The organism is Shewanella sp. ALD9 (genome assembly GCF_002836315.1).
Classification (GTDB): Bacteria; Pseudomonadota; Gammaproteobacteria; order Enterobacterales; family Shewanellaceae; genus Shewanella.
In genome coordinates this window covers 365,022-390,790 of the sequence record NZ_PJCD01000001.1, presented here as the reverse complement: position 1 = coordinate 390,790, position 25,769 = coordinate 365,022, and the positions used below count along the sequence as shown (strand labels likewise).

The window sequence follows — 25,769 nt, the reverse complement described above, 5'->3', positions numbered from 1 at the left end:
GCCACCGTCATTACAAGCGAGATATCACGCCATAATGGAATGCAAAAAAGCATTCATTAGCGCAATGAAAGCGAATATAGAGGTGAAGCTAAACAGTAAAAACGTGCTTTAAAGGGATTAAACGATAGGAGGACGATAAGTAGGGAAAGACTCAGGAGGTAAATAGTTCAGTTTGGTATCGGCAAAAAGGTCATGAAAATGTTCACTAACAACATTATCGTTAAGCTTAGCAAGTGCCACATGACCACCATGACACTGACAATCTAAACACACATCAACTTTCTCAAAATCAGTAATAGTATCAAAATGTTGATGTTCATCATTAACCGAATGCAGTGATGAACCATCGAGTGCACAAGCGCAATCGGCACATTCAGCAAGGCTGATCACTTCGGTAGTGAACTGAAGATGCGGGTGGTTATTTTGCTCTTCGTTGCTGTTGCCCACGTGTAATTGATGCGCACCTAAATTGGCACCCACAAATTGCAGTAGTACTAAAGCAATTAGTAATTTGGCTATGTTAGCCATAAAAGGCAAAACGGTATGACTCAACCACCCACTCCTAAACGATATTATTTAAATACGCAGTGCTTGGCGTAATCGGCTGCTTCATTGGCAGTCCAATCACCACTTTCTTTTTCTTTCATTTGCTTACACCAAGCTTCACTACCTACTTCTGGAGCACATGCCGATAAGCTAAGAGTTAACAATAACGCACTTGATACGGCAAACAACTTTGACAATGACATAAGCTATCCTTTTCTAAAATAATAAAATCAGTACTAGGTCCTGTTGACCTTTGTAGATGAATTTTGCAGTAATTTGTGACAATTAGCTACTGGGAAGAACTTATCATCTGTCGTTGTTCGACATAAATAAGCGATAACCGAGTAAAAAGGTGCCACAAAATTATTTACAGGCCACTCTAGCGCAGAGATCGCTTAGCAATCCAAGTAATGGCTTCTTGTTTACGCTCTAATGGAAACCATGCAACTTCGCCCTGCATAAAAGGTCCCATCAGCCTAACAGAATTACCCACCCAATCTGGGCCGCCCACAAACACTAACGCATCAAACGCGGGTAACTGAACTTCTCCGCTACCGGTTAATGAGCCAAACTCCCAGCCTTCCAACAACACATCAGCTTCAATATAAAGACACACTTGATTCCAGTCTTTACGATAACTCTTAATGGCGGGCTGTAAACGGGTACGGTAATCTTGTGCCGATAAACGGCCACTGACAAATAAGCTAATAACACCTTTAGTGATATCGGGGATTTGACATAACATAACGGCAACTCCGGCCCTCTAACTAGGCCATAGAACAGACTTTATACGGTGATGTTATCGTGTAAAGCGACAATGGCGCTCATGATAACAAAACTATTCTGGTTATTTCATTAAATATGTCATAACTCTGAGGCCAGTCAGGCTTTTTAATTCAATCCCCACGCTAAGGTCAATTCACTTATCGCAATCCATGCCACAGCAGACAACCCTGAAAAGTTTCCCAGACTGCGGTAGAATGAAGCCACAGCACATAAACATGCCGCTTAAAAAACAGTAAGCAGCGTTATAGGTTTATGACCGTTAATTAAGGGGAACACGACAACCGAATGATACAAATAACTCAGCGCGTCATATTGCAAGATAACGAAATTGAATGGCAGTTTGTCCGTTCAAGTGGTGCGGGTGGCCAGCATATCAATAAAGTATCAACCGCAGCGCAACTCAGCTTTGATATTGCCTCATCTTCTTTACCCGAGTTCTACCAACAAAAGCTGCTTGAAAAAGCCGATCACCGTATTACCAAAAGTGGCAAAGTAATTATAAAATGCCAACAATCACGCAGCCAAGATTTTAACCGCCAAACCGCACTGGAACAATTTATTGAACTGGTAAGAAGCGTCGGCATAGTACAAAAAGCCCGTATACCAACCAAGGCGACAAAAGGCAGCCAAAAACGACGCATTGAAACCAAAAAACAACGCGGTGCCACTAAAGCGATGCGCCAAAATAAATCTGATTATTAATAAGTAATTAGTAAATAATTAGCCAGTTGCTAGTAAATCATTAGTAAGTCGCTAGCAAAATTACTAGCAAAAAAGTGAATCCGCCATCACTCAATGACTAAGGTCTTACCCTAGTTGAGCATTTTTTGGTTTACCTGATAACCGTCTTCGGTAAGAATGCTTGTTGAACCCTCTTTTGTGCTGCATATTAAGCCGACTTATCTTGCGATTTTTATAGGAACCATCATGAGCCAAACAGCAAAAGTTTTATTGATCAACGGTCCTAATCTCAATCTATTAGGCCGTCGCGAACCCGGACATTATGGTCACCAAACACTCAGCACTATTGTGGATGAATTAACTCGCAATGCGACTCAGGCTGGCATTAAGCTTGAACATATTCAGTCTAATGCCGAGTATCAATTGATTGATGCAATTCATGCTACCGACGCTCAATTTATTATTATCAATCCAGCTGCCTTTACGCACACCAGTGTTGCTTTGCGTGATGCCATACTTGGGGTAGCGATTCCGTTTATTGAAGTACATTTATCTAACGTACATGCCCGCGAACCTTTTAGGCACCATTCGTACTTTTCAGATAAAGCCCTAGGAGTGATTTGTGGCTTAGGCGCACAGGGTTATGATTTTGCTCTGCAAGCGGCGATTAAGCACTTGAGCGATAAACACTAAATATCATTCTATAAAGGGATAGCCCTTGAGTAAGTTAAAAGCCGATGTAAGCGTTATTTACAGTGGCATATTCAGCCAATGGGACAATCAAAGCGATGACTTGCCGCGCTTGTTGCAGGCAACGATACATGTACCTGCGATTATCGACACCGAATTTGGCTTTATCACGCGCATCAAAAAGGCTAAAAACCAAGTACTCACTTATTGTATTTACCACCCTAACATTACCGATGACGACGGTAATGTTAGCCCACCGTTTGATGGTGAGATATTTATCAAAGAAAATGATTGGCGCTTTTATCTGGGTGATTGCATCTGGGCACCGATCACTAATAAGGTCGGTAACTGGCGGATGACGCTGGAGTTAAATGGCAAAATTATTGCCGACAAAACCTTTAAGGTGCATCTACCAGATTAATTGCGACGCCTAATAGTCTGTACTGCAACTTCACTAAGTTAGAATGTTTGCTATAATCCGCGCCAATAGCCACACCATTTAATGAGCCCTCATGTCCATTCAAGCTGTTTTAGCCGATGCTTTAGCCAAGCGTGCCACTTTTTTTGAGCAAGCTGCCAAAGATAATACTGATTGTTATCGGGTTTTTCACGGCACCGTTGAAGGTGAAAATGGCCTTAACATTGACCGTTACGGCGATGCATGGCTGATTCAAACGTTTCACCAAACCTTATCGGCTCAGCAACTTGAAGACATATCAAGCTTACTGACTGCTCACGCGGACTACCATATCGTTTACAACGATCGCTCTGGCAGCCATTCTCGTGTTGTCAATCATGCCGAAAATGAAGCCCAAGACTTCTCGCAATCAGAGCAAGTTATCCATGAAAATGGCATTGCTTTTACCTCCAAGCTACGCCATGAAGGTCAAGATCCGCTGCTATTTTTAGATATGCGTATTGGGCGTGAATATGTACGCGCTAACAGCCAAGGTAAGAGTGTTCTAAACTTGTTTTCATACACTTGTGGTATTGGTACTGCTGCTGCGATGGGCGGTGCTCGTAAAGTCATGAATGTCGATTTTTCATCATTTGCATTAGCGGCGGGACAAAAAAATGCTGAGCTAAACAATGTCACTGATGTGTGTGAATTTGTGCAAAGTGATGCGTTTCCGGCATTGCGTCAATTAGCGGGGTTGCCTATTGGCGGTCGTCGTAATCAAAAGCTGCCTAAATACCCTAAACTGCGTGTTGCTCAGTTCGACTTAGTGTTTTTAGATCCACCACGGTTTGCTAAAAGCGCCTTCGGTATTGTCGACTTAGTCAATGATTACCAAGGTTTATTTAAACCAGCAGTATTAACCACCAAAGTCGGCGGTAAAATTGTCTGTTGTAATAATGTCGCTAAAGTTGATCGCCAAGCATGGTACGACAGCCTAGTCCGCTGCGTAGAAAAGCAAGGCCGTAAAGTCACTGCGACTCAGTGGTTAGATTGCCACCCAGACTTCCCCGCATTTGATGACAATCATCCGTTAAAAATTGTCGTGCTAACCATAGATTAGCTATTGATGAACCATAGATTAACTATGGATTAACCATAGGTTTAGCTAAGCGATATGCCGCTTATATAAATCATTCAGCCACCTTCACGGTGGCTGAATTATATCTGCGAATTCACATCAGCTGATTACGACACTGGCGTGACTTTAGGGCTACCAGCGGTACTGGTGGCACTGTAACCACGGGCGTCTAACTGAACAAATGTCTTATCTAAAATCGTATCAACATATTGCCAATCACTGCGGACTTCATTTTCAGTAAATGTCAGTAATAAGTAGCCACGATCTTTTAAATTGGCGTATTTAAGATCGGCGATCAAACCGACTATTGCTGCTTCAGTTGCTGGCATTTCAGCATCAGACAAGCCTAAGTAATACTCAAGACCTGGGGATGATACCGAGCTTGTGGCAAACTCTATCCCGACAATATCGCCACCACTATCGGTTAAATCGCTGGCCCATGCATTATGGGTATCACCGGCAATCACCACCAAGTTATGTTGTAACGACTTTGCCGTCGCTAAAATCACTTCGCGCTCGTAAGCGTAACCATCCCACGCATCTAAGTTGTATGGAATTGCGGGCAGCTGTAGTAATGCAATCACCTCTGGCGTCAGCTTGGCTTGATTCGCTTGTAAGTAAGCTAACTCTTCTGCGGTTAACGTTGGATCGCTAGCTTGAGCACGGCCCGCTAGCTGCGCTAATCCGGCAAGCTCAGCAAACTGCGGAATACTCATTTGCTGAGTCGCAATGGCAGCAGGCATTAACATTTTGCCCATTAACACCTGTTGACCTAATACTTGCCACTTAGCAGTAGACTGCAACAAAGTTTGTTGTAACCACAATAGTTGAGTCTGGCCTAACAGGGTGCGGTTAGTATCGGTTACATCCGCGAGAAATGTGCTGCTGTTAAATGCACCTGTGGTCGCATCAATATATTGGCTATATTCTAATTGTTTATCGCGAGCCAATACCCGAGTATCGAGCATGTGCAAATCAACCAAGTTACCGTAATTAAAGCTTCTGTAAATTTCTTCATGATTACCTTCACTCCATGGACGAATTGGCAGCCATTCAAAGTACGCTTGTAGTGCGGCTTGTTTGCGTTGATCAAAATCACCTTCACCATCATTATGATTTTCAGCACCGTCTTTCCAGGTATCATTGGCCACTTCATGGTCATCCCACACGGTAATAAACGGTACTTTGGCATGTAGCTTTTGTAAGCTCGCATCACTACGATATTGACTGTAACGGGTGCGATAGTCGTCTAATAAAAATAATTCACCAGCTGGCAACACTTCACGCCCAAGCTCGACAGCATGTTCACTGGCGTATTCACCACGAGCATACTCATATAAATAATCGCCTAAGTGCACGACAGCATCCAAATCATTTTGCTGTGCAGCCATTTCATACACATTAAAATAACCAGCAGGGAAATTAGCGCATGACATTACCGCCAACTTAACTGACGCTACGCTACCTTCAGGTAATGTAAGTGTTTGCCCCATTTCCGATACCGTTTCACCCGCTTTAAAACGATAGTAATACTGCTGACCCGCTTCAAGCCCAACAGCGTCAACTTTAACGGTATAGTCACGGTTTTTATTCGTCACCGTTTGGCCGTTTGTGACTACTTGACTAAAGTTGCTGTCAGTGGCGACTTCCCATGACACAGTAATATCACCTTCAACATCAGGCGTAACGCGAGTCCATAAAATCACCGCATCTGCAGCAGGGTCGCCACTGGCAATCCCTTGCAAAAACTGACCTGACACAACATCGTCATCATCACTGCTACAGCCCATTAATCCATAAGACACCACTACTGCCCCAGCACCTTTAGCTGACATAGCCAAAAAGTCACGACGAGTTACAAACCGTTTCATAGCCTATCCTTATTTTTTATCGTTCGCATATTATGTGGCGATGCTTAGCACAGCCTAAGAGGTCTAATGAGTGGCTATTGTGAGAGCTAATGATGACATAAAGGTGACAGAAGAATGACAAGCTAATCAAATTGATACTGAAGTAAAACTAAGGTTTACAGCCATTGAATAGTGATTTTTAGATAGTGATTTTTAGAGAACAAGACAACAATAAAAATTAAATTGCGCACAATGTAGTTGCAAATTATTTCCGGCTTAGTTATAGTAAACACAATTAGATTGCACACAACTTAAATTAACTAACTTTTACACGAGGTTTACTATGAAAGCACTATATACCACTTCAGCAACAGCATTAGCAGGCCGTAATGGCCAAGTTTCTACCGACGATAAAAAAGTAGATTTACAATTAAGTTACCCAAAAGAAATGGGTGGCAGTGGTGAGTTTACTAATCCAGAACAGTTATTTGCTGCCGGTTATGCCGCATGTTTTTCTAACGCGATTCTGCATGTAGCCAGCCAAAGTAAAGTCGCTATCAAGGCAGCTCCAACTACAGCAACTGTCGGTATCGGTGCCAATGACAATGGTGGTTTTGCATTAACAGTAGCGCTAGCAGTTGAACTTGAACTCGACCAAGCAGAAGCTGAACAGTTAGTGAAAACAGCCCACCAAGTTTGCCCATATTCAAACGCAGTACGTGGCAACATCGATGTAAAATTAACCGTAAACGGTCAAGCGATTTAAGCTTTTTGTAAACCAGTTTTACTGACTTACAAACAAAAAACCAAGACATCTGTCTTGGTTTTTCTATGTTGATGTCAAATGTCATCATCGTGGTGAACAACGACTGTTTAATGAACCATCAACACTTAATCAGGCACTTATTTTAACATATCTAATTTGGCTAAATAGTGCTTTTTACTGTCTGGTATATCAGTTAGTTCAATCGCTTTTTTTAATATTTTCTGAGCCTTTTTTGTATTACCTAGACCCAATTGAGCTCTGGCTAGCGCAAAATAAGCCGGATGGAAATAAGGCGCGTTATCGATAAACTTTTCTAAGAAGATGACGGTGGTTTTATAGTCTTTGAATTCCAATGCCTCAATACCCAAACTGTAGTAGCTGTATGGGTTACTCGACTCAAGCGACAACAAGTATTGGTCGATCTTTTTTGCTTCAGCAGTTCTGCTTTGTAATTCCAGTAATAAGCGGTAATTACTTAATACTGCCAAGGAATTCGGCTTAATATCAAGGGCATATAGGTAGAGTTTTTCGGCTGTCTGTTCGTCACCTAAACGGCGATGAGTAATGGCCATCATATTAATCAAAGCATCATAATCTGGCGCTAGCTTTAGCCCTTGCTCAAGTAAGATAAAAGCAAATTCATACTGCTTTTCTAGCATGGCATCGGCCGCTAAATTACGATAAAACATCGCTAAAAATTTAGATTCTGAGACGATTTCACCGGTGCGATCAAAACGATCTGGAAAATAATCAATCACAGTAGCAATACCGCCACTAAGAAAATGCCCACTCGGTTTTTCATCATACAAAAATGTGCGTACATGGTCTGATGTGACAAGAATATCGGAGGTGATATTGGTCAATATTGGCGCGGCATGAACCACTTGAAATACCGGATATACATTCAATTCTTTTGCGACTGAATAGGTCAGCAATGCCAATGCCATACAATTGCCAGACTGATTACTCCATGACTCAGTACTGGTATAATTTTTCCCTTCATAATTGAAATTAGTCATTTTATGGTTAATAAACTCAGACACTTTTAAGCGATTGGGCAGTGCTTTAATGTTATCTCTGGCGGTAAACCCAGCTAATTCTTGTCGCTGTATTTCGGAGAGATAAGTCAGACTGGCAATCTCAGGCACATTTTCGGCAGAAGTGGAATGAATCAGAGCTTGATTAAACTGCGGTAAATGGTAAGCGTTTTGGCTATTTTCTGAATTGGCAGAGCAAGCACTAAGTAAAACAGTGCATAGTAATAAGACAAGGTTCGGGTGGCATAAACGATTAACGCTCAGCATAGGCATTGGCAACATTCCGTGTAGTCATTGATTAACTTAATATGAATCAATTAATTCAACATTACAAGGCAACCCAAATAGCCACTACCCATGTTAGAGAGCACCCGTGCCCACTTTATTAATATCAATGAACACAGGTTTGTTATGACACAAAAAAACGCTCACTAGTTGTGAACGCTTAATCATATTTGTGGATGTTATCGTTACCGTTATTATGGAAACTTATTGTTTCACGCTCATTAAAATATCCAGGGCGCGTAAACGATGTTCACTGTCATATAAGTCATTGGTAAACATAAGCTCATCAACGCCTAGCTGTTGAACAATCACTTCAAGTCGATGTTTAATCGTTGCTGGTCCGCCACAAACCGACAAACTTAAAAAGTTATCGACGTAGCTTTTCTCTTGCTCGCTCCACAACCCATCCATACTATCGACAGGCGGTTTAAGCCACATTTCATTGCCACGAATTAACGCCAAAATACGTTGTTTCGAGCTAGTACTAAGGTGCTCTGCTTCAGCATCTGTTGGGGCGGCGACCAAAGGTAATCCCAACATAACATAAGGTTTGCTCAATACCGCCGAAGGGATAAATTCACGTCGATAAAGTGCTACTGCATCATGTAAAAAACGCGGCGCAAAGTGGCCTGCAAATACATATGGCAATCCACGTTTTGCAGCCAACTGAGCGCTAAACAAACTTGAACCTAATAACCAAATTGGCACATTAGTGTCTTCGCCCGGAATCGCTCTCACTTGGGCGGAGGCAGCTTGCTGACGCTGCGCTCGCGGACCTAATAATGATTGCAGTTCGCTCACTTCTTCTGGGAAATGCTCTGCTCGGCTATCATCACGATTCAATGCGCGACTCGTCACTTGGTCGCTACCGGGTGCGCGACCTAAGCCTAAATCGATACGGTTGGGATACAGGCTGGCCAAGGTGCCAAACTGCTCTGCAACCACTAAGGGGGCATGATTAGGTAACATGATCCCGCCAGCGCCAACACGAATACGTTGAGTTCCACCTGCAATATAGCCAATTAATATCGAGGTTGCCGAACATATAATGCCTGGCATATTGTGATGTTCAGCCAACCAAAAACGATTAATACCAACATTTTCGGCATGTTGGGCATAACGCAGGCTACCTTGTAACGTTTCAGTGACGTTGGCATCTTCGCGCATAGGAGCGAGTTCAAGTAATGAAAAAGGAATATCTGCCAATATTGACATCATGGCTCCTTATTTAAGGTAAGAATTGATGGCATCCGCTGAAAACCACGCTATAACGCTAGCAAAAAAGTTATCAACAGATGATGGTCTAAAAGGCTTGTAGCATGTCGAGAGTAAACTCATCAGCATCAACAGAAATACCAGCCGCATCAATGCATTTCTGTAGTTTATCTAACTCATTATTGACGTTTGAAATAGTTAAGGTGTTGTTATCTAACTCATACACTAGCGCTAAGCTTTGATAATAAAAACTGAGGATGACTAATGCATCACGGTTATTGTCTTTGGCGGCTAGTTGAATCGATTTAAGCTTGCGGTAAATTTTGTTCTGCAACTGTTTCAGTTGCCACACATAATACACTTCATAAAATTTCGGTTTTGAACGCAGGTTACGTATTAAAAATACGCACACCATTAACGCCAAAATCACCCCAGTAAAATTAAGATGAAAATTGCCAGTAGCCTCTGCACCGGGTAATGGCTTAACGCCAAAAAAATAGATCATCAACTGACCCAATATTACTGACAAAATAGCCAGCGTTGCCACTAAACCTATCTGCACTTGATTATTAACCGAACGATACTGGCTTTTATTAATGTTAACTAACTTCATCACGCCGCTCACATCACTTATTTATCTATAGCTTAACGTGTTAGAGCGATTTATAGAATGAAATATTAACGCTTATTAAGTGTGATTTAATCTAAAGTTATCGGATGTAATGTTATTGGATGTAAGTTAGCGAGTAACAAGGAGCGACCAAGATCGCCCCCCAATCATTCATATTTCAAATAGGCAATGCTCTATTGTAAGCAAAGTGTTAGTTACGACCAGCCATCACGCCGCCATCTACATCCCATACCGCGCCAGTCACCCAAGCGGCTTTATCTGATAACAAAAATACTATGCTATTGGCTACATCGGTCGGACTACCTACTCGGCCAATGGGATGGAATGGATTGAAACTGTCGAGCACACTAGCCATATCTTGCGGTTCGATAAAAGCTTGATAAATTGGCGTGCTAACAACAGCTGGCGATACCGCATTAACACGAATATTATGATCCGCTAGTTCCATTGCCATGTGCTGAGTTAACGCATGTAATCCTGCTTTGGCCATAGAATATGCGCTTGACGGTGTGGCTTTAATGGCTTGTTTAGCCCACATAGAACCAATGTTCACTATGCTACCGCCATGATGTTTAATCATGTTTCTGGCTACCGCTTGTGAAATCACAAAAATGGCTTTGTTAAGCTCCATGTAAATATCGTAATCACTCATTTGATGATCTAAAAACGGCTTAGGATTAAAATAGCCTGCAGCATTCACTAAATGATCGATTTTATGATCCATGGAATTGATCATATTGATCAAACGGCTGAGATCTTGCGGGTCATATAAATTGGCTTGAAACCCACTGACATTCCCCAGCGAAGACAGTTGCGCCACTGCAGCATTGAGTTTATCGGTTTTATTGCCAACGATAATGGTATCAACACCTTGCGACACGAGTTGCTTGGCGGTTTCAAAACCGATACCGCTTGTGCCGCCAATAATCAGCGCTGTTGTTTGAGTTGAATTCGTCATTTGAGCACACCTAATAAAAGAGTAAGTGTGTTAAGCTTATTGGCAAACTATCCAATTGAATAGTAAGTACAATTAAGTCCTATAGGTACTTTTAGGTACATATTAATGAATACAAAAGAAAAATTATTTTTGCGAAAGTCTGCTCCAGAAAAAAGTGCCCGTATGGTCGAAACCATTTACGGCTGTAAATGGTCATTAACTGTGTATCAGTTATTAGCCAATAACATTAATCGTCCCGGTGAAATGGTAAAATCAGTTGAAGGACTTAGCACCAAAGTACTGAATCAATGTTTGAAAAAAAACATCGAATTTGGCATTTTGAATAAAATTAATTACCCTGAAATTCCACCGAGAGTAGAATACCAAGTGACCGAATTTGGGCAAAAGTTTATGCGCATATTAGACGATATTGAAAAGCTGCAACACGAAATTGATGCTTAGCCCGCAGGCTAAGCAATCGTTCACCTAATAACCCCTTCACTCAAATTAAATTGCTGATGGATCATTATATTCACTCGCCTTATTCAGCCACACAAACTCTGGCAAAGCGTTTAAGTCTAAACAATCTCCTCGCTCAGCAATGGCGCTATTTTTCGGTTTTTTAACACTGTCTTGATTAAGCGCTTCAATCAATACTTGCTGTGCTTTTAGTTCACCATGTACCAATATTACCGCGGGTGATTGCTCAAAATGGCAATACCAAGACAATAACTCGGCTTGGTCTGCATGGGCTGATAACCCACCTACAGTATGTATACTGGCAGCAACCTTAATACTTTGGCCATGAATCGTCAGCTCTTCAGCACCGTCGACTAATATTCGCCCTGGCGTTCCCATTGCCTGAAAACCACAAATAATAATATCGGCTTCTTTACGCCATAGGTTATGCACAAAATGATTGCGAATTCGGCCGCCATTACACATACCACTGCCGGCAATAATGATTAATCCTTTATGAATATCGTTCAACTCTATCGACTCTTCAGTGCTACACACAAATTCAGCACTGGATAACAACGGATGTTGCCCAGGCGATAAGCGGGTAAAACGCTTAAAGTCATCGTCCATCAACGGATAATTGTTAACATATACCTCGGTTGCTTTTATCGCCATTGGACTGTCTAAACAAATACGCCAACGTGATAAGTCCCACTCTTTGGCATATAAATGAAAAAGATAAAGAAGCTCTTGAGCACGTCCCACCGAAAATGCCGGGATCAAAATATTGCCCCTACTTTCATGAATAGTTCGTTTGAAAATTGATTTCAGTTCAACCAAGGTATCTTGCCAACTGCGGTGCAATCTATCGCCGTAAGTACTTTCCATTAGCACTAAATCAGCTTGTTCAATAAACGTTGGGTCATCCAAAACCGGCATACCTGCACGACCTAAATCACCACTAAAAACCAGTTTTTTCTGTTGAGGTTTATTGCCTAACCACAACTCCACCACCGCAGAACCCAGAATATGTCCCGCATCGGACAAGCAAACCTCTACCCCATCGGCAACCTGCACTCGCTGGCCATAATCTACCATCACAAACTGCGCCATTACTTGATCGACATCTTTCTCGGTAAATAGCGGTTCAAGCAGTTCTAAATCATGTTTTGCACGTTTTTTATTTTGCCTGTCGGTATCTCTTTCTTGCAGCATGGCAGCATCACGCAACATGACATCACATAACTGCGCGGTGGCTTTTTGAGTATAAATGGGTCCAGTAAACCCCTGATTAATCAAATAAGGCAAACGGCCGGAATGATCAATATGGGCATGGCTTAATACCACTGCATGGATTTGTGTGGCGTCGAATGGAAAAGGATCGTGATTACGTAACGCGTCAGCTTTACTCCCTTGAATTAATCCACAATCAAGCAGCACTTGCTGCCCTTTGACTGTGAGTAAATGGCAAGATCCAGTGACCTCTTGAGTTGCGCCGTGAAACTGCAAAGTCATGTCCATAATGTCGCCCCCGATAAAATCGATAACAGTGCTAAATTAAGCGTATGCCATTGGTAAAATAAAGTCGCGATCTACATCAAATAAACGCTCAAAAAACACGCTATTTTAAAGGCAAATAAAAAACCACATTAAGTGCATAAGTAACCACCAAGTAACATTTACTTACAATTATTAACTGCGGTACAACTCAGTATTAACACTCGATTTTACTAAGTCATTGAACAACGAATTTTATGAGATATATCGCCTTTTTTGAGCACATTTCACTTTGTGAGTCACTCATAGGTTTGATATTCTCCGTCGCCTCAATGGAAAGATATATTAACGGACTAAGCTGTGCTTACTCAAACAACAAGACAAGAGATTAAAATGAACAGAACATTAATTGCAGCATTAATTTCAACAATTCTTATTGCACCTGCAGCGTCAGCAATCGAAGTTTATAAAGATGATGTTAATGCGGTTAAAATTGGCGGCTTTATCGATGCGCGCGTGATCAATACTCAAGGTGAAACAGAAGTTGTTAACGGTGCTTCACGGATTAATTTTGGTTTTAGTCGTCAACTACAAAATGACTGGAAAGCTTACGCCTTGCTTGAATGGGGTGTAAATCCAGTAGGTAGCACAGATATTGTTTACAATAATCGCTTTGAATCAATTCAAGACGAGTTTTTCTATAATCGTCTTGGTTATGCCGGTTTATCACATGACAAATACGGTAGCATCACAATTGGCAAGCAATGGGGTGCTTGGTATGACGTGGTGTACAGCACAAACTATGGCTTTGTATGGGACGGAAACACTGCGGGTGTTTACACTTACAACAAAGATGACGGCGCGGTAAATGGTGTCGGTCGTGGTGACAAAACCGTTCAATATCGTAACAGCTTTGGCGACGTAAGTTTTGCTGTGCAAGCCCAACTTAAAAACAGTGCTTTTTATACTTGTGATGTAGAAAATATCACTCAAGATGCCTGTGAAGAGTTATGGGCAGCAAGTTCAACGTCGGCACAGCAAGTTGAGTATAACTATACCTATGGTGGTGCTGTCACTTACCAAGCCACTGATAAGCTAGTGCTAACTGCCGGTGTTAACCGTGGTGAGTTTGATGTGACCTTTGGTAACGGTGGAACATCCACTGCTGTTGATCTTATTTACGGCATGGGTATCACTTGGGGCAACTTTGAGCAGAATGGTTTTTATGCTGCTGCCAACGTAAACAAAAACGAAAATCATGACACCGACAATATCGGTCGTTTAATTAACGACGCTGTGGGTATTGAATCATTGTTCTCGTACAAGTTCGATAACAACATTCGTACTTTTATTTCGTACAACATTCTTGATGCTGGATCTAACTACGTGATCCAACCTAACTACAATGCCGATCAAGATGACGTTTTTAAACGTCAGTTTTTCGTAGTAGGTTTACATTATGTATTTGACCCAGATACTGTTTTATATGTTGAAGCTCGCCGTGATTACAGCGATTTCACCAGTGCAGACAAAGCACAACAAGCCAGAATGGAACTGTCTGAAGATGACGGCATTGCCATTGGTATTCGTTTCACACTTTAATGTGACTACTGTGGTTTAACACAGATCAAAAAAGGTTCGACAGTGATGTCGAACCTTTTTTATTGCGTTGTTTTAGCTAGTGCTTAATAGTAAGTGCTTAATAGCTATTACTTACTCGCTAATGTTTAATAGCGAGTGTGTAAATAGCACAGCATATTTAAGCAACAGGTTTCTCGTCAACAATGGTCACTTTCTCAACAATAATCGGCTCACGCGGTACATCTTCATGGCCTGCCATCGTCGTTGTTTTAACTCGCTCCATTTGCTGAATAACATCCATACCGGCAGTCACTTTGGCAAACACCGCATAACCCCAACCCGCATTGGTCATTGCTGCGTGATCTAGAAAATCATTGTCGGCGACATTAATAAAAAATTGCCCAGTAGCTGAATGCGGCGAATCTGTTCGAGCCATCGCCAAAGTACCCAACACGTTGTTCAAACCTTTATTGGCTTCATTGGCAATAGGGTCACGAGTAGGTTTTTCTTTCATTTTGGCGGTTAAGCCACCGCCCTGCACCATAAAACCTTTAATAACCCGATGAAAAATAGTGCCTTCATAAAAACCGTCTTGGCAGTATTTTAAAAAGTTTTTTGAAGAAACCGGCGCACGTTCCATTTCAAGCTCTACGGTAAAATCGCCAAGGTTGGTGCTAAAGATAATCATATACAGCCATGTTCCAAAAATGAGAATAGCCGCCATTATATTATATAGAACCGTAGGCGGCTATCGCGCTTATTGTTGAATGAAATTCTATCCTTTAAACACTTTCCACTTATTGGGCTGGCTGATTAAATAAATCCATCGCGGATTTTGTCATAGCCCTAACCCCAGTGCGAATGGTTAACGAATAATCTGGCGCAAACTGACTAGAATGCAAAGACGGCAAGGTATCGCCAGACTCAAGACTCGCTTGATACTGGCTAGGTTCTACCCCGCCCAGCCAAAATAAAGTAATCGGACGTTTCTCTGCAGTGAGCCCATATAAACCAAAATCTTCGCCAGCCATTACCGGTGGTGCCACCAGCACATTATCGCTGCCTAATTCGGCTTCAATACTGGCTTTAACCTTAGCGGCTAACGTGGGATCGTTATAGGTTGATGGAATGGTTTCATCATCATGCACATACACCACTGGCATGAGGTCATCTGGCAAGCCTGCACTAATCGCGATACCGGTAGTAATACGTTTAATCGCCGCGATTTGCTGCTCACGAACCTTAGGGTTATATGAACGCAAGGTTAGCTGAAGCTTCACTTCATCTGAAATAATATTGTGCTTTGAGCCGCCATGAATAGCGCCAACAGTAACCACATTAGGCTCTAACGGCGAGACTTCTCGGCTAACAATGGTTTGCAGTGCAAGCACTGTGCGCGCAGCAAGTACCACAGGATCGATAGTGACGTGCGGATAAGCACCATGGCCACCTTTGCCCTTAATGGTAATATCAACCGAATCAACATTCGCCAAGGCATAACCACTTACGGTGCCGACTTTGCCTGCAGGAATTGACGCACTCACATGCAAACCAATAATGCTGTCTGGTGTTGGGAACTGGCTAAACAACCCCTGTTTTAGCATGGCTTTGGCGCCGCCACCGACTTCTTCTGCGGGTTGAGCCACCATCATCAAAGTACCTTGCCAGTCGGCTTTGTGAAGCATCAGTTGCTGTGCAGTACCAATTAAACTGGTCATGTGAATATCGTGGCCGCAACCATGCATAATACCAACGGTACTGTTGTCCGCATTAAGGGTTGTCACGGTCGAGGCGTACTCTTTTCCCGTTTGTTCAATAATAGGCAAGCCATCAATATCTGCACGGATCATCACCACGGGCCCTTTACCGTTTTTGACAATACCGACCACACCATAACCGCCAAAATTAGCAGTAACCTCAAAGCCTAATTGCTTGAGTTCTTGCGCCATGCGTTGGCTAGTGGCTTTTTCTTGATATGACAATTCAGGGTGTTGATGCAGGTGTAGATATAGTTGCTCAAGCTTTGGTAATGCTTTACTTACAGAGAGATCAAGATCGCTCGCACTAGCAGTAAATGATAACGACGAAGCTGAAAACACTAACGCCAATAAGGGGTACGCAACACGTAAGCAGGTCATATTATTATTCTTAATTGTCGGGATTTGAGTATGTTAACCTACCATAAGCTTAAGCCACTTTGTAATGGGTTTTAGGTAACCGCAAGTTAAGGGATAATGTTAGTAGTGGCACAGTGATTAAGTCATTGTGGTCAGAGAAATAATAATAAAGGAAATCAATGACAATCATTACTGAAACACCAAGGTTAATTATAAGAGAATTTACCTTTGATGACGCGCCAGCCGTATTACACTTCAATACTCCAGAACAAGTCAGCCTCTATACCGGTGACGCTGGAATGTGCACAACATTACCCGACGCCGAAAATATCATTACCAATATTTGGTTAGCTGAATATCAGCAATACGGTTTTGGCCGTTGGGCTGTGGTACTTAAAGAGACCAATACTGTGATTGGGTTTTGCGGTTTTAAAAATGAAACTCGTATTAATGCCGTCGATATTGGCTATCGCTTACACCCGGATTACTGGGGCATTGGTTTAGCGACAGAAGCCAACCTAGCCTGTATCGAATATGCTAAACAACACATGGATTTAGGCATCGTCTATGCCACTGTTGTCGATGCTAATAGCGGCTCAATCAATGTGGTCACTAAACTAGGCATGACGTATCACTCTCAATACCAAGATGGCGAATTCACCATTAATCGTTATGAGATATCATTGAATGGTGAATAACTAACGCTTATCTAGGTCGTTAATCGGGTGACTAAATCTAAGCACTAAATCTATCTCAACATCTAAATCTAAAAAAACAGTAAGCCAAAAACTAACATGTTGCTTTTTCATTAAAGCTGGCTCTATCGTGCTGGCTTAACATTAGCTTCGTTTCATGTACCGAAATCAAATTAACCTTATAAAATTAGTACCGCTGAGAATAGTATTAAACGTTTTTAGCAATAAAATATAAATTATTTTTAATCAAAAGCTTACATGAAAAATTAAATACCATAAAGCTCACACTAAGCCATATCACTCGCCTATAGCTGAGCAAATAACAAAACAATATTAATGACCAACATAGAGACTGCATATGTGTTAGGTTGTATTAGTGTATTGCAAGAAATCGATACGATATTCATGGATGAAAGAGCAGCTACAACACTTAAGCCGGTATGTAGTATCACAATGGACTCTCTGAAATTACCCAACCAGTATTTTTCCTTCATTCAAGACTTCAGGTTACATCAGTGCACCATGACGCCGTGCCAATATAACGAATTGATTTGTAAAGAATAATAATATCACTTAGTTATATGCAATAAATTTAGATGCCATAAAGTTTAGATGTTAATTATCTCGAACTCACCCATTACAGACTGGTGGCCTGCTACCGTATTTCTTCACATACAAACAGCCTGTTTATTGAGTAACAACACAATAAAATAAGAGGTAATTACACTTTTGAAAAATAATACGATTGCGATAACCCCTGAAATGCTGAAGTCTTGGCAAAAAACAGTTGATCTGATTGCCAAAGTCGCTCAAGTGCCTGCATCGTTAATTATGAAACTTCATACTGATGAAATGGAAGTGTTTGTCGCCAATCATAATGCCAACAGCCCATATGCCCCCGGGATGAAAGACATGCTGGGACATAGTTTATATTGCGAATCAGTGATTGAGCAGCAAACAGAATTACATGTCAAAAATGCCCTAGAAGATCCCCGCTGGAGTCAAAATCCTGAGCTTGAATTTGGTATGGTTTCTTATTATGGCGTACCACTCAACTGGCCTGATGGAGAGCCCTTTGGCACCATTTGTATGCTAGACCAAAAAGCAAATAGCTACTCCGATGATCTTATTTTGCTGTTAGATTGTTTTCGTCAAAATGTTGAAAGTAATCTAGAAATACTCTACCAAAAAGAAAAGCTGGCTCAAGCCAATTTACAGTTAGAAACTCGTATTGCGCAGCGCACATCAGACTTAGAGCAGCTTAACAGCAATTTAATGCAAGAAATCGATTCACGCATCGCCGCGGAAAAACTATTAGATATTCAACAACGTTTCGACAGCGTCACTGGCTTGCCTAAATTTAGTCAACTCGAAACAGTGTTTAACAACCTGACGAAAAGCGACGCCTTAACCTGTATTTCGGTAACCCATTTCAGCATCACCAACTTAAAAGTCATTCAAGACGGTTTAGGTTATGACATCACTGAAAAAGTACGTAATGTGGTCGCGCAAAAACTACAACATTTTATACCCAATAATACTTATCTTGCCATTGTCAGTGATACGACCTTCTGTATCGTCATCTCCACCAAGAAACAACTATATGGCGATAAGATGGCGACTTTTTGCAGTCGCTTATGTCAGCACTTTAGCCAAGATATTTATGTCGATGAATTACCGCTATCCATTACCACTGCTATGGGAGTCGCATTTTACCCCAACGATGGTAGTGGATTTATGGACCTATCAAGAAAATCCAGCGCCGCGCTATCACATTGTGAAATGGGTAATAACAATAGCTATAAGTTCTTTAACCAAAAAATGGAATCCGAACTGTCTAGTCGTATACAAATGGAGTCATTATTAAGAGGCGCACTTAAACGCGATGAATTGTCATTGCATTACCAGCCATTTGTAAGCACTCAAAGCAAAAGTGTTGTTGGCGCTGAAGTGCTTATAAGATGGAACAACCCAACTTTAGGCCAAGTTTCGCCTGCTGAATTTATTGAAATTGCAGAACATTCAGGCAAAATCATTGAAATAGGTTATTTTGTATTAAGAAGCGCTCTGAAACAATTAGCTTACTGGCGTGAGCTATATAATCGCGATTTTTATCTGGCAATCAATATGTCACCCATACAACTAAAAGACAGTTACTTAGTCGATAAGATTGTTAGCTTGCTTGAGTTATACAACATACCCGGCCATTTGCTTGAGATTGAGCTAACTGAAAATGCGTTAATCCACGATGCAGCATATGCCCAGGAAGTATTGAGCAAGTTAAATCAGCATGGGATCCGTTTGTCGTTAGATGATTTTGGTACCGGTTATTCGTCACTCAGTTACTTGCAATACTATCCGTTTAACTCAGTCAAAATTGATCGCAGCTTTATTCGTAATCTTGATACTTCAGAACAGAGCCGACAGTTAGTTAACACCATTATCGCCATGGCAAATAACTTACAGTTGTCGTTAGTGGCAGAAGGGGTGGAAAATCAATTTCAAGCCGATTTTGTGGCTAAGCAAGGGGCTGACATATGGCAGGGTTATCATCTGGGAAAACCGGTAGATGCCAATGAGTTTGCCCAGCAATACTTAATCCCCTCAATGACACCACTATTTTAATCTACTGCATGTGTCGCAAATGGTATCGCAATAGTTTCGCACTCAACGAGTACCGTATAAGCCGACCGTTACAAAGTTGGCTTATATGTACTACGGTAAGACATATCACATTTGTAAGCGCACATCTGAGGTCATTTTGGTTGAACACGCCAATACAAAGCCTGCTGCAATTTCGTCAGCCGTTAACGCCATTTTGCTAGACGACACAGTGGTGCCTGAAACAACCTGACATTTACACGCACCGCATACGCCTGAACGACATGCGGCAATAATCGGTAATTTTGCCGACTCAATGCCATCAAGTAGGCTTTGGTCGCCAGTTAGCTGCACCTGTTTATCACCAATGCTCAGCATAAACTGCTCGGTTGATGGATTACTTTCTAACGCAGCTTTCAACCCCATGGCACTACTTGCACCAAAGCTTTCTTGGTTGAACTGACTCATATCAAATTCGGCAGCTTCAAGCATTAACTTTACCGCCGCCATGTATGGCTCAGGTCCGCACACAAATACGGTACGCTGTTGATAATCTGGCACTAACTTAACTAAGGTTTCTAAACTTAAGCGACCACTTTCACAACCTGTAGAGGCATGCTTATCAGTCAAATTTTGCTTATTGCCGTCAGACTCTAATACATAATTGAGATTGAAATGTTGGCTTCGTGATGCCATCGACGCCATTGAATTAGCAAACATAATGTCATCGACAGTTTTGGCACTGTGTACGAAGGCAATATCGCTGTCGGTAGTGGTATCGCAAAGCCAGCGCGACATAGAATGCATTGGTGTTACGCCGCAACCCGCGCTTAAGAATAAGTATTTATCGGCCTCAATGTCGACCAAGTTAAATATCCCATCAGGGCCAGTAACCGTCACTTCATCGCCAACATTGAGCGACTCAGTTAAGTAATTAGACACCACACCACCAGCGATTTTTTTAATCGTGACCACTAATGAAAATGGTCGTGAAGGTGACGATGAAATAGTGTAACTGCGGTAAACCTTGTCGCCATTAATATCTAATTTAAAGGTAATAAACTGCCCCGGTTTAAAATTAAATTTAACCGGTGTGAGTCCCTGAAAGCGGAAACTGACCACATCATGGGTTTCATTCCATTTTTCAACACAGCAAAGCTGTACCTCGCCTCGTTGCCAGTTATCAGCTGCCAAAAGTGCTTTCGGGGTTGCCAGTGCAGCGGGTTCAACCGTTGGCGTGGTCTCGATAACGGGGGCCTCGCTAACAGGAGTCACCTTTTTAGCCACTTGGGCAGAAAGCGCTTGTGAAAATGAAAAACCGACTGAGGGAGCACTACTCATTTTGATACCTTAACGCAGTAAAAAATACAGTTAGCGATATGAAAATCTCATATCGCCTTTAATCGTTATCGTGCAAATACGTGTAACATAAATGCACGATTTTTATGGCTAATTACGCCACGTTCATCATTGCTTTTAAGTCTGACTCAACATCGGTAGTGCCACGCAAACCAAACTGTTGCTCTAAAATATTCATTAGATTTTCAGATAAAAATGCTGGCGCAGTAGGTCCTGTACGGATGTTTTTCACCCCAAGTGATAACAAGGTTAACAACACTACAATCGCTTTTTGCTCAAACCACGACAACACTAGGCTCAGCGGCAAATCATTAAGGTCACACTCAAAAATATCTTTTAACGCTAACGCTAACTGAATAGCTGAATAGGCATCGTTACATTGGCCCACATCAAGTAAACGTGGCACACCATTGATGTCACCAAAGTCTAATTTATTGAACTTGTACTTACCGCAACCTAAGGTCAAAATAATTGAATCATCAGGCACAGACTTAGCTAAGTCAGTAAAGTAATTGCGCTCTAATTTGTCGCCATCACAACCACCAATTAAGAAGAAGTGCTTAATAGAACCGTTTTTAACGTTTTCAACTACGGTGGGTGCTGCTGCCATTAAGGCGTTACGGGCAAAACCGATGGTGATCATGTGGGGAATTTCATCATAAGCAAAACCTTCAAGTTCAAGGGCTTTGTTAATCACTTCGCTGAAATCATCACCTTCAACGTGAGTGACACCAGGCCAACCTACGATACTGCGGGTATAAATACGGTCAGAGTACTCACCAACGGTAGGGTCGATAATACAGTTTGAGGTCATCACTACTGCACCAGGGAAGGTGGCAAATTCTTTTTGCTGATTTTGCCAAGCGCCGCCATAGTTACCGACTAAATGCGCGTATTTTTTAAATGCTGGGTAAGCAAGTGCTGGTAACATTTCGCCGTGAGTAAAGACATTAATGCCCTTGCCTGCGGTTTGCTCAAGAATAAGCTCTAGATCTTTCATGTCGTGACCAGACACTAAAATCGCTTTACCTTTAACAGATTTGGTATTCACTTGTGTTGGCTCAGGATGGCCAAAAGAGGTGGTTTCGCCTAAATCTAACATCGCCATAATGCGGTAGTTTAATTGGCCAATTTCCATTGCAGTAGCAAACAGCTTGTCTGCATCAACAGAATCTTCACCTAAAAATGCCATGATTTTATGGAACTCAGCAGCCACATCAACGTCAGTTTGATCTAATACGCGAGCATGTTCCATATAAGCCGCTGCGCCTTTTAAGCCATATAGGCATAATAAACGTAAGCCTAAAATGTCTTCATTTACGTCTCCGCCGTTAAGCAGTGCAATTGGCGCCTGGGCTAAAATCTCAGGTTTTGATGTAGCAAGTAATAACTCACCTTGACCGCTGACCATTTCTGGCTCGACACCTTGGCCTTTACAAGCAGCAATGTAAGCCGCTTTTAATTGGTCACGATAGGTTTGTGCCTGGTAGGCATAATCAATTAAGCGTTCATCGTCGAAGTTTACGTTAGTTAACGTGGCAAAAAAGGCTTTAGGCACAAAAGTGTCAATGTCGTTGTCTACAATGCCAAACTCACGCGCTTTAACTGCATAAGCCGACACGCCTTGCAGCATATAGATTAATAAATCTTGAATATCAGACGTCGACGCTAACTTGCCGCACATACCTTGCGAGTAACTACAGCCATTGCCTTCTGGTGTTCTAATGGTTTGCTCACATTGCACACAAAACATAACTCTACTCCTCAAATATTATTCATGTATAAATTTTACATGTTAAGGATGAGTTTACTCTTTACTCTGTAAATCAAAACCCGTTTTTGACACCAATGTTAGATTTTATGAGCTACATCACCTTCAGCAATTGCTAATATTGATTGGTTTTTTATTGAATCATATCGAGAGAGAAAACGGAGGTTATGGCGCGCTAAAATCATTATCTATCGCGACATAATAAACATGGATACAGGGAAAATAAGGTGGCTAGAGTCAGTAAGACATCATTGATTGTATGTCTTACTGACCCAGTTGATTGACCAAATCAAATGGTGGATAAATTCAATTGACCTCAGTACTAGCCACCATGTCCACCATGGCCTTCATGATGCCCACCATTGCCGTTGCCACACTCATGTACCGTTTGTTGTCCACCAAGAGGGCCAGATTCAATCGCTATAGAGCCTGCATCTTCATACATAACAAATGGTCCGGTGCTAATGTCATCAAGGATTGGATCATCTAAATGACCTAAACAGCTATAACCAACGCGGTAGTTCCCTTCGGGTAAATAGCCCATTGCAAAATACCAATCTCCATCCGTAGTTTGTAACAATCGGCTCACCGACAGTGGAGCCGTTAGCTCTGCAGGAGGTGTTGTTCCCATATCGGCCATTTGATCAATAGAGCTGACACTGTCAGGATATAAATAAGCTAAATGATAAAATTCCCCGCCAACAGGAGTGAGAGCCGAATACTCAGTTTCGCAATTGGCAATCCATTGCGGATCAACTTCTCCAATTAAATGGCCCATTTGACTATTATCGACTGACCACATTGCACGATGACGTAATTGGTATTGTTCTTGATCCATTAGCAGACCTTGGTACAAGTTAATTTCCAATGTCATTACACGGTGTTGATTAGCTATAATCTCAACATCTTCTATTGGCAAATAACCATTTTCAACTTGCAAACTATGACGGCCTTGGCCATCTTCAACATAACAACCCTGATTGCCATCACCCTGATCAATTGTCACGTGGACATTATGATATTGGCCAACAGGTAGATCGATATTATCAATGGCAAGATGCCTATTCATGCCCTGATAATCGAGCAAATTAAACTCCATATGTTGTAAACTATAACGGTGTATTTCCCCCGCAGCGTCCGTCATAACAAGTTCATTCATCACTAGCCCTAACCGGGACACTCCCGCCATAGGGGCATCAGACACCCCTAAAGAGAATTGTCCTAAAGGGTTAACTTCATCGGTTGTACTATCACTGCCGCCACAAGCGCTCAGCAATAAAACCGAAGATAACATCAATACTGAATAATAAATTTTCATCACACGTCCTCTATGTATTCGAAACATGCTCAGTGTTACTCACAAAGAGGTATCAGCATTTGATCGACATCAACAAACAGCGTTTAAATGAGTATGATTATTAACCTGAAATTAACATTCTAAAATGAATTCATGCATCACCTAACAATAGCGACACACACATAAAATATTGCCCCATCACATACAGGGGCAAAATATGAATATCGAACCACAGTTTATTTCCATTTCTACTATAAAAGTCCGTAGAATGAGCCAAAGTGTTAAAGACTTTCAATCAGGATGAATAGATGAAAACCAAACTTAATGCGATCGCATCAGCCCTATTTTTATTACTTGCTCCAGCCGCTATGGCCGCCAATGTTGCTGTTATCACCTTAGAAAATGGCGCCAATGTTCGTCTAAAAGACGACTTCACTTGGGAATACATCATTACCGAAACAGTAACCCAACCAGTGCAAGCCGCTAAAGCCGACATCGCAAAGCAAGCAAACGGAGTAACACAGCCGACCATTGCATCTGCAGCATCAATAGCAGCAGTAACAACACCTGTTGCAGCACCAACGGTTGCCATGCCAACTGCACCAGCAATGAATACTCAAGTATCAACCACACGCTTAACTGCAGCGGCGTTAGCACAACCAGAGTTATTGGGTAGTACGGCTAAAGACGGCATTAAAATCGCCCTTGCAGACACAAAATGGAAAGGCGATAAACTCGGTTTAGTGTTCGATTTTGACAGCACCAGTAACGAACATGTCACGGTTGTTGAAGTTGAAGTGAGTTTTTACAATGACAACGGTGCATTGCTCAAAACAGAAAAGCTTGAAGCCTGGGAAGCTATATTCCGTATGCCAGAAACTTACCTACGTAATGGTCAACATCGCCAAAGTGATACTATTTGGGTAGAGGGTGTGAATAAGCAGCAATGGCAAAAGCAGTTGATAAGCTTAAAAATTGTTGAAATTGAATCACGCTAATTCAATATCTAATCCTGAACCTAGACACGGAAATAGGTACTAAAATAGGTACGGATGTAAGCGTCAGCACTAGACCCAATACGAGAAATACATTTTAAAATCAATAACAAAAAGCCCAAATGAAATACCATTTCATTTGGGCTTAATTTATGGTGTAGGTTGGTAACCTTAGTTCAATAACTCATGTTCTTTAGGCAGTTGCTTACTAATCCACAATATCAATTTATGTTTACGATTCGGACCATCATCTTTATCTTCGGCTAATGGTTGGATTAAATTGTCTTGCACTAATAATCGATAAATACATTCCACTTTATCTTTTGGCGAAATGCCTTTGCCAAAATCTTCAAAACCACGCTTTTGCGCGTATCCCATGCCAATCTCCATCGCGAGCTTGAGCAGTTTTGTATCGTGTTTACCCGCTTTCATCTA

At 41.7% G+C, this 25,769-nt stretch carries 25 protein-coding genes; 10 read left to right on the top strand and 15 right to left on the bottom strand.

The features are described 5' to 3' along the window. Positions 1-117: 117 nt before the first annotated feature. The 3 genes from CXF88_RS01845 to CXF88_RS01835 form a co-directional block, all read right to left on the bottom strand. Entirely contained in the window at positions 118-552 is a 435-nt protein-coding gene (locus tag CXF88_RS01845) for a hypothetical protein (RefSeq protein ID WP_335691263.1), read from the bottom strand. Between the two features lie 20 nt (positions 553-572). Beyond that, the gene (locus CXF88_RS01840) at positions 573-749 is read right to left on the bottom strand and encodes a DUF3012 domain-containing protein (protein ID WP_101085081.1); all 177 of its coding nucleotides are present in this window, start codon (positions 747-749) and stop codon (positions 573-575) included. A gap of 176 nt (positions 750-925) precedes the next feature. Then, the gene (locus CXF88_RS01835) at positions 926-1,291 is read right to left on the bottom strand and encodes an STAS/SEC14 domain-containing protein (RefSeq protein ID WP_101085080.1); all 366 of its coding nucleotides are present in this window, start codon (positions 1,289-1,291) and stop codon (positions 926-928) included. A 326-nt stretch (positions 1,292-1,617) separates the two neighbouring features. Here CXF88_RS01835 and arfB point away from each other — a divergent pair, with 326 nt between their 5' ends. The 4 genes from arfB (at position 1,618) to CXF88_RS01815 (ending at position 4,223) form a co-directional block, all read left to right on the top strand. Next, positions 1,618-2,034 carry an alternative ribosome rescue aminoacyl-tRNA hydrolase ArfB gene (gene arfB, locus CXF88_RS01830; protein ID WP_011639009.1) on the top strand — a complete coding sequence of 139 codons (417 nt, stop codon included), beginning with the start codon at positions 1,618-1,620 and terminating at the stop codon, positions 2,032-2,034. A 225-nt stretch (positions 2,035-2,259) separates the two neighbouring features. Beyond that, positions 2,260-2,706: a type II 3-dehydroquinate dehydratase gene (gene aroQ, locus CXF88_RS01825; protein ID WP_101085079.1), complete on the top strand. Its 447-nt coding sequence runs from the start codon at positions 2,260-2,262 to the stop codon at positions 2,704-2,706. A gap of 25 nt (positions 2,707-2,731) precedes the next feature. Further along, a complete protein-coding gene (locus CXF88_RS01820) occupies positions 2,732-3,124 on the top strand; it encodes a DUF3859 domain-containing protein (RefSeq protein ID WP_101085078.1) in 393 nt (130 codons plus the stop codon). Between the two features lie 91 nt (positions 3,125-3,215). Beyond that, positions 3,216-4,223, top strand: coding sequence for a class I SAM-dependent methyltransferase (locus CXF88_RS01815; protein WP_101085077.1), 1,008 nt, complete (start codon positions 3,216-3,218; stop codon positions 4,221-4,223). Between the two features lie 125 nt (positions 4,224-4,348). On the opposite strand, the gene CXF88_RS01810 is transcribed toward CXF88_RS01815, so the two are convergent. Continuing rightward, a complete protein-coding gene (locus CXF88_RS01810) occupies positions 4,349-6,112 on the bottom strand; it encodes an alkaline phosphatase D family protein (RefSeq protein ID WP_101085076.1) in 1,764 nt (587 codons plus the stop codon). A gap of 322 nt (positions 6,113-6,434) precedes the next feature. On the opposite strand from CXF88_RS01810, the gene CXF88_RS01805 reads away from it, so the two are divergent. After that, positions 6,435-6,857 (top strand): organic hydroperoxide resistance protein, encoded by a 423-nt coding sequence (locus tag CXF88_RS01805; RefSeq protein WP_101085075.1) that lies wholly within the window; start codon positions 6,435-6,437, stop codon positions 6,855-6,857. 137 nt (positions 6,858-6,994) lie between these two features. On the opposite strand, the gene CXF88_RS01800 is transcribed toward CXF88_RS01805, so the two are convergent. The 4 genes from CXF88_RS01800 to CXF88_RS01785 form a co-directional block, all read right to left on the bottom strand. Continuing rightward, on the bottom strand, positions 6,995-8,176 hold the full coding sequence (locus CXF88_RS01800; protein ID WP_101085074.1) for a tetratricopeptide repeat protein: 1,182 nt from the start codon (positions 8,174-8,176) through the stop codon (positions 6,995-6,997). 207 nt (positions 8,177-8,383) lie between these two features. Then, positions 8,384-9,394 carry an LLM class flavin-dependent oxidoreductase gene (locus CXF88_RS01795; protein ID WP_101085073.1) on the bottom strand — a complete coding sequence of 337 codons (1,011 nt, stop codon included), beginning with the start codon at positions 9,392-9,394 and terminating at the stop codon, positions 8,384-8,386. A gap of 88 nt (positions 9,395-9,482) precedes the next feature. Further along, the gene (locus CXF88_RS01790; protein ID WP_101085072.1) at positions 9,483-10,007 is read right to left on the bottom strand and encodes a DUF3087 domain-containing protein; all 525 of its coding nucleotides are present in this window, start codon (positions 10,005-10,007) and stop codon (positions 9,483-9,485) included. 208 nt (positions 10,008-10,215) lie between these two features. Further along, entirely contained in the window at positions 10,216-10,983 is a 768-nt protein-coding gene (locus tag CXF88_RS01785; RefSeq protein ID WP_101085071.1) for an SDR family oxidoreductase, read from the bottom strand. Between the two features lie 105 nt (positions 10,984-11,088). On the opposite strand from CXF88_RS01785, the gene CXF88_RS01780 reads away from it, so the two are divergent. Further along, on the top strand, positions 11,089-11,424 hold the full coding sequence (locus tag CXF88_RS01780) for a winged helix-turn-helix transcriptional regulator (protein ID WP_011639018.1): 336 nt from the start codon (positions 11,089-11,091) through the stop codon (positions 11,422-11,424). A gap of 45 nt (positions 11,425-11,469) precedes the next feature. Here the strand turns inward: CXF88_RS01780 and CXF88_RS01775 are convergent, their stop codons facing one another. Then, positions 11,470-12,942: an MBL fold metallo-hydrolase gene (locus CXF88_RS01775; RefSeq protein ID WP_101085070.1), complete on the bottom strand. Its 1,473-nt coding sequence runs from the start codon at positions 12,940-12,942 to the stop codon at positions 11,470-11,472. A gap of 369 nt (positions 12,943-13,311) precedes the next feature. Between CXF88_RS01775 and CXF88_RS01770 the strand changes: the two genes are divergently transcribed. After that, positions 13,312-14,520, top strand: a complete 1,209-nt coding sequence (locus CXF88_RS01770; protein WP_101085069.1) for a porin — start codon at positions 13,312-13,314, stop codon at positions 14,518-14,520. 157 nt (positions 14,521-14,677) lie between these two features. On the opposite strand, the gene CXF88_RS01765 is transcribed toward CXF88_RS01770, so the two are convergent. Both CXF88_RS01765 and CXF88_RS01760 read right to left on the bottom strand, forming a co-directional pair. Next, a complete protein-coding gene (locus CXF88_RS01765) occupies positions 14,678-15,187 on the bottom strand; it encodes a peptidylprolyl isomerase (protein WP_101085068.1) in 510 nt (169 codons plus the stop codon). Positions 15,188-15,296: 109 nt separating this feature from the next. Continuing rightward, the gene (locus CXF88_RS01760) at positions 15,297-16,637 is read right to left on the bottom strand and encodes an amidohydrolase (RefSeq protein WP_197708400.1); all 1,341 of its coding nucleotides are present in this window, start codon (positions 16,635-16,637) and stop codon (positions 15,297-15,299) included. A 158-nt stretch (positions 16,638-16,795) separates the two neighbouring features. On the opposite strand from CXF88_RS01760, the gene CXF88_RS01755 reads away from it, so the two are divergent. After that, positions 16,796-17,314, top strand: coding sequence for a GNAT family N-acetyltransferase (locus CXF88_RS01755; RefSeq protein ID WP_101085067.1), 519 nt, complete (start codon positions 16,796-16,798; stop codon positions 17,312-17,314). A 726-nt stretch (positions 17,315-18,040) separates the two neighbouring features. Then, positions 18,041-19,936, top strand: a complete 1,896-nt coding sequence (locus tag CXF88_RS01750) for a sensor domain-containing phosphodiesterase (protein WP_101085066.1) — start codon at positions 18,041-18,043, stop codon at positions 19,934-19,936. A gap of 105 nt (positions 19,937-20,041) precedes the next feature. Here CXF88_RS01750 and CXF88_RS01745 read toward each other — a convergent pair whose 3' ends face one another. From CXF88_RS01745 to CXF88_RS01735, 3 genes are all read right to left on the bottom strand, one after another. After that, on the bottom strand, positions 20,042-21,253 hold the full coding sequence (locus CXF88_RS01745) for a hybrid-cluster NAD(P)-dependent oxidoreductase (protein WP_101085065.1): 1,212 nt from the start codon (positions 21,251-21,253) through the stop codon (positions 20,042-20,044). Between the two features lie 112 nt (positions 21,254-21,365). Continuing rightward, a complete protein-coding gene (gene hcp, locus CXF88_RS01740) occupies positions 21,366-23,024 on the bottom strand; it encodes a hydroxylamine reductase (protein ID WP_101085064.1) in 1,659 nt (552 codons plus the stop codon). 340 nt (positions 23,025-23,364) lie between these two features. Continuing rightward, positions 23,365-24,360, bottom strand: a complete 996-nt coding sequence (locus CXF88_RS01735) for a DUF4382 domain-containing protein (protein WP_101085063.1) — start codon at positions 24,358-24,360, stop codon at positions 23,365-23,367. A gap of 287 nt (positions 24,361-24,647) precedes the next feature. On the opposite strand from CXF88_RS01735, the gene CXF88_RS01730 reads away from it, so the two are divergent. Beyond that, a complete protein-coding gene (locus CXF88_RS01730) occupies positions 24,648-25,337 on the top strand; it encodes a DUF3157 family protein (RefSeq protein ID WP_101085062.1) in 690 nt (229 codons plus the stop codon). 168 nt (positions 25,338-25,505) lie between these two features. Here the strand turns inward: CXF88_RS01730 and CXF88_RS01725 are convergent, their stop codons facing one another. Beyond that, on the bottom strand, positions 25,506-25,766 hold the full coding sequence (locus CXF88_RS01725) for a DUF5062 family protein (protein WP_011639029.1): 261 nt from the start codon (positions 25,764-25,766) through the stop codon (positions 25,506-25,508). Between the last annotated feature and the right edge of the window lie 3 nt (positions 25,767-25,769).

What these genes read in the sequence shown, in the direction of transcription:
- CXF88_RS01840 (WP_101085081.1), bottom strand. Translation starts at nt 749, where the DNA reads ATGTCATTGTCAAAGTTGTTTGCCGTATCAAGTGCGTTATTGTTAACT.
- CXF88_RS01835 (WP_101085080.1), bottom strand. Translation starts at nt 1,291, where the DNA reads ATGTTATGTCAAATCCCCGATATCACTAAAGGTGTTATTAGCTTATTT.
- arfB (WP_011639009.1), top strand. Translation starts at nt 1,618, where the DNA reads ATGATACAAATAACTCAGCGCGTCATATTGCAAGATAACGAAATTGAA.
- aroQ (WP_101085079.1), top strand. Translation starts at nt 2,260, where the DNA reads ATGAGCCAAACAGCAAAAGTTTTATTGATCAACGGTCCTAATCTCAAT.
- CXF88_RS01815 (WP_101085077.1), top strand. Translation starts at nt 3,216, where the DNA reads ATGTCCATTCAAGCTGTTTTAGCCGATGCTTTAGCCAAGCGTGCCACT.
- CXF88_RS01810 (WP_101085076.1), bottom strand. Translation starts at nt 6,112, where the DNA reads ATGAAACGGTTTGTAACTCGTCGTGACTTTTTGGCTATGTCAGCTAAA.
- CXF88_RS01805 (WP_101085075.1), top strand. Translation starts at nt 6,435, where the DNA reads ATGAAAGCACTATATACCACTTCAGCAACAGCATTAGCAGGCCGTAAT.
- CXF88_RS01800 (WP_101085074.1), bottom strand. Translation starts at nt 8,176, where the DNA reads ATGTTGCCAATGCCTATGCTGAGCGTTAATCGTTTATGCCACCCGAAC.
- CXF88_RS01795 (WP_101085073.1), bottom strand. Translation starts at nt 9,394, where the DNA reads ATGTCAATATTGGCAGATATTCCTTTTTCATTACTTGAACTCGCTCCT.
- CXF88_RS01790 (WP_101085072.1), bottom strand. Translation starts at nt 10,007, where the DNA reads ATGAAGTTAGTTAACATTAATAAAAGCCAGTATCGTTCGGTTAATAAT.
- CXF88_RS01785 (WP_101085071.1), bottom strand. Translation starts at nt 10,983, where the DNA reads ATGACGAATTCAACTCAAACAACAGCGCTGATTATTGGCGGCACAAGC.
- CXF88_RS01780 (WP_011639018.1), top strand. Translation starts at nt 11,089, where the DNA reads ATGAATACAAAAGAAAAATTATTTTTGCGAAAGTCTGCTCCAGAAAAA.
- CXF88_RS01775 (WP_101085070.1), bottom strand. Translation starts at nt 12,942, where the DNA reads ATGGACATGACTTTGCAGTTTCACGGCGCAACTCAAGAGGTCACTGGA.
- CXF88_RS01770 (WP_101085069.1), top strand. Translation starts at nt 13,312, where the DNA reads ATGAACAGAACATTAATTGCAGCATTAATTTCAACAATTCTTATTGCA.
- CXF88_RS01765 (WP_101085068.1), bottom strand. Translation starts at nt 15,187, where the DNA reads ATGATTATCTTTAGCACCAACCTTGGCGATTTTACCGTAGAGCTTGAA.
- CXF88_RS01760 (WP_197708400.1), bottom strand. Translation starts at nt 16,637, where the DNA reads ATGACCTGCTTACGTGTTGCGTACCCCTTATTGGCGTTAGTGTTTTCA.
- CXF88_RS01755 (WP_101085067.1), top strand. Translation starts at nt 16,796, where the DNA reads ATGACAATCATTACTGAAACACCAAGGTTAATTATAAGAGAATTTACC.
- CXF88_RS01745 (WP_101085065.1), bottom strand. Translation starts at nt 21,253, where the DNA reads ATGAGTAGTGCTCCCTCAGTCGGTTTTTCATTTTCACAAGCGCTTTCT.
- hcp (WP_101085064.1), bottom strand. Translation starts at nt 23,024, where the DNA reads ATGTTTTGTGTGCAATGTGAGCAAACCATTAGAACACCAGAAGGCAAT.
- CXF88_RS01735 (WP_101085063.1), bottom strand. Translation starts at nt 24,360, where the DNA reads ATGAAAATTTATTATTCAGTATTGATGTTATCTTCGGTTTTATTGCTG.
- CXF88_RS01730 (WP_101085062.1), top strand. Translation starts at nt 24,648, where the DNA reads ATGAAAACCAAACTTAATGCGATCGCATCAGCCCTATTTTTATTACTT.
- CXF88_RS01725 (WP_011639029.1), bottom strand. Translation starts at nt 25,766, where the DNA reads ATGAAAGCGGGTAAACACGATACAAAACTGCTCAAGCTCGCGATGGAG.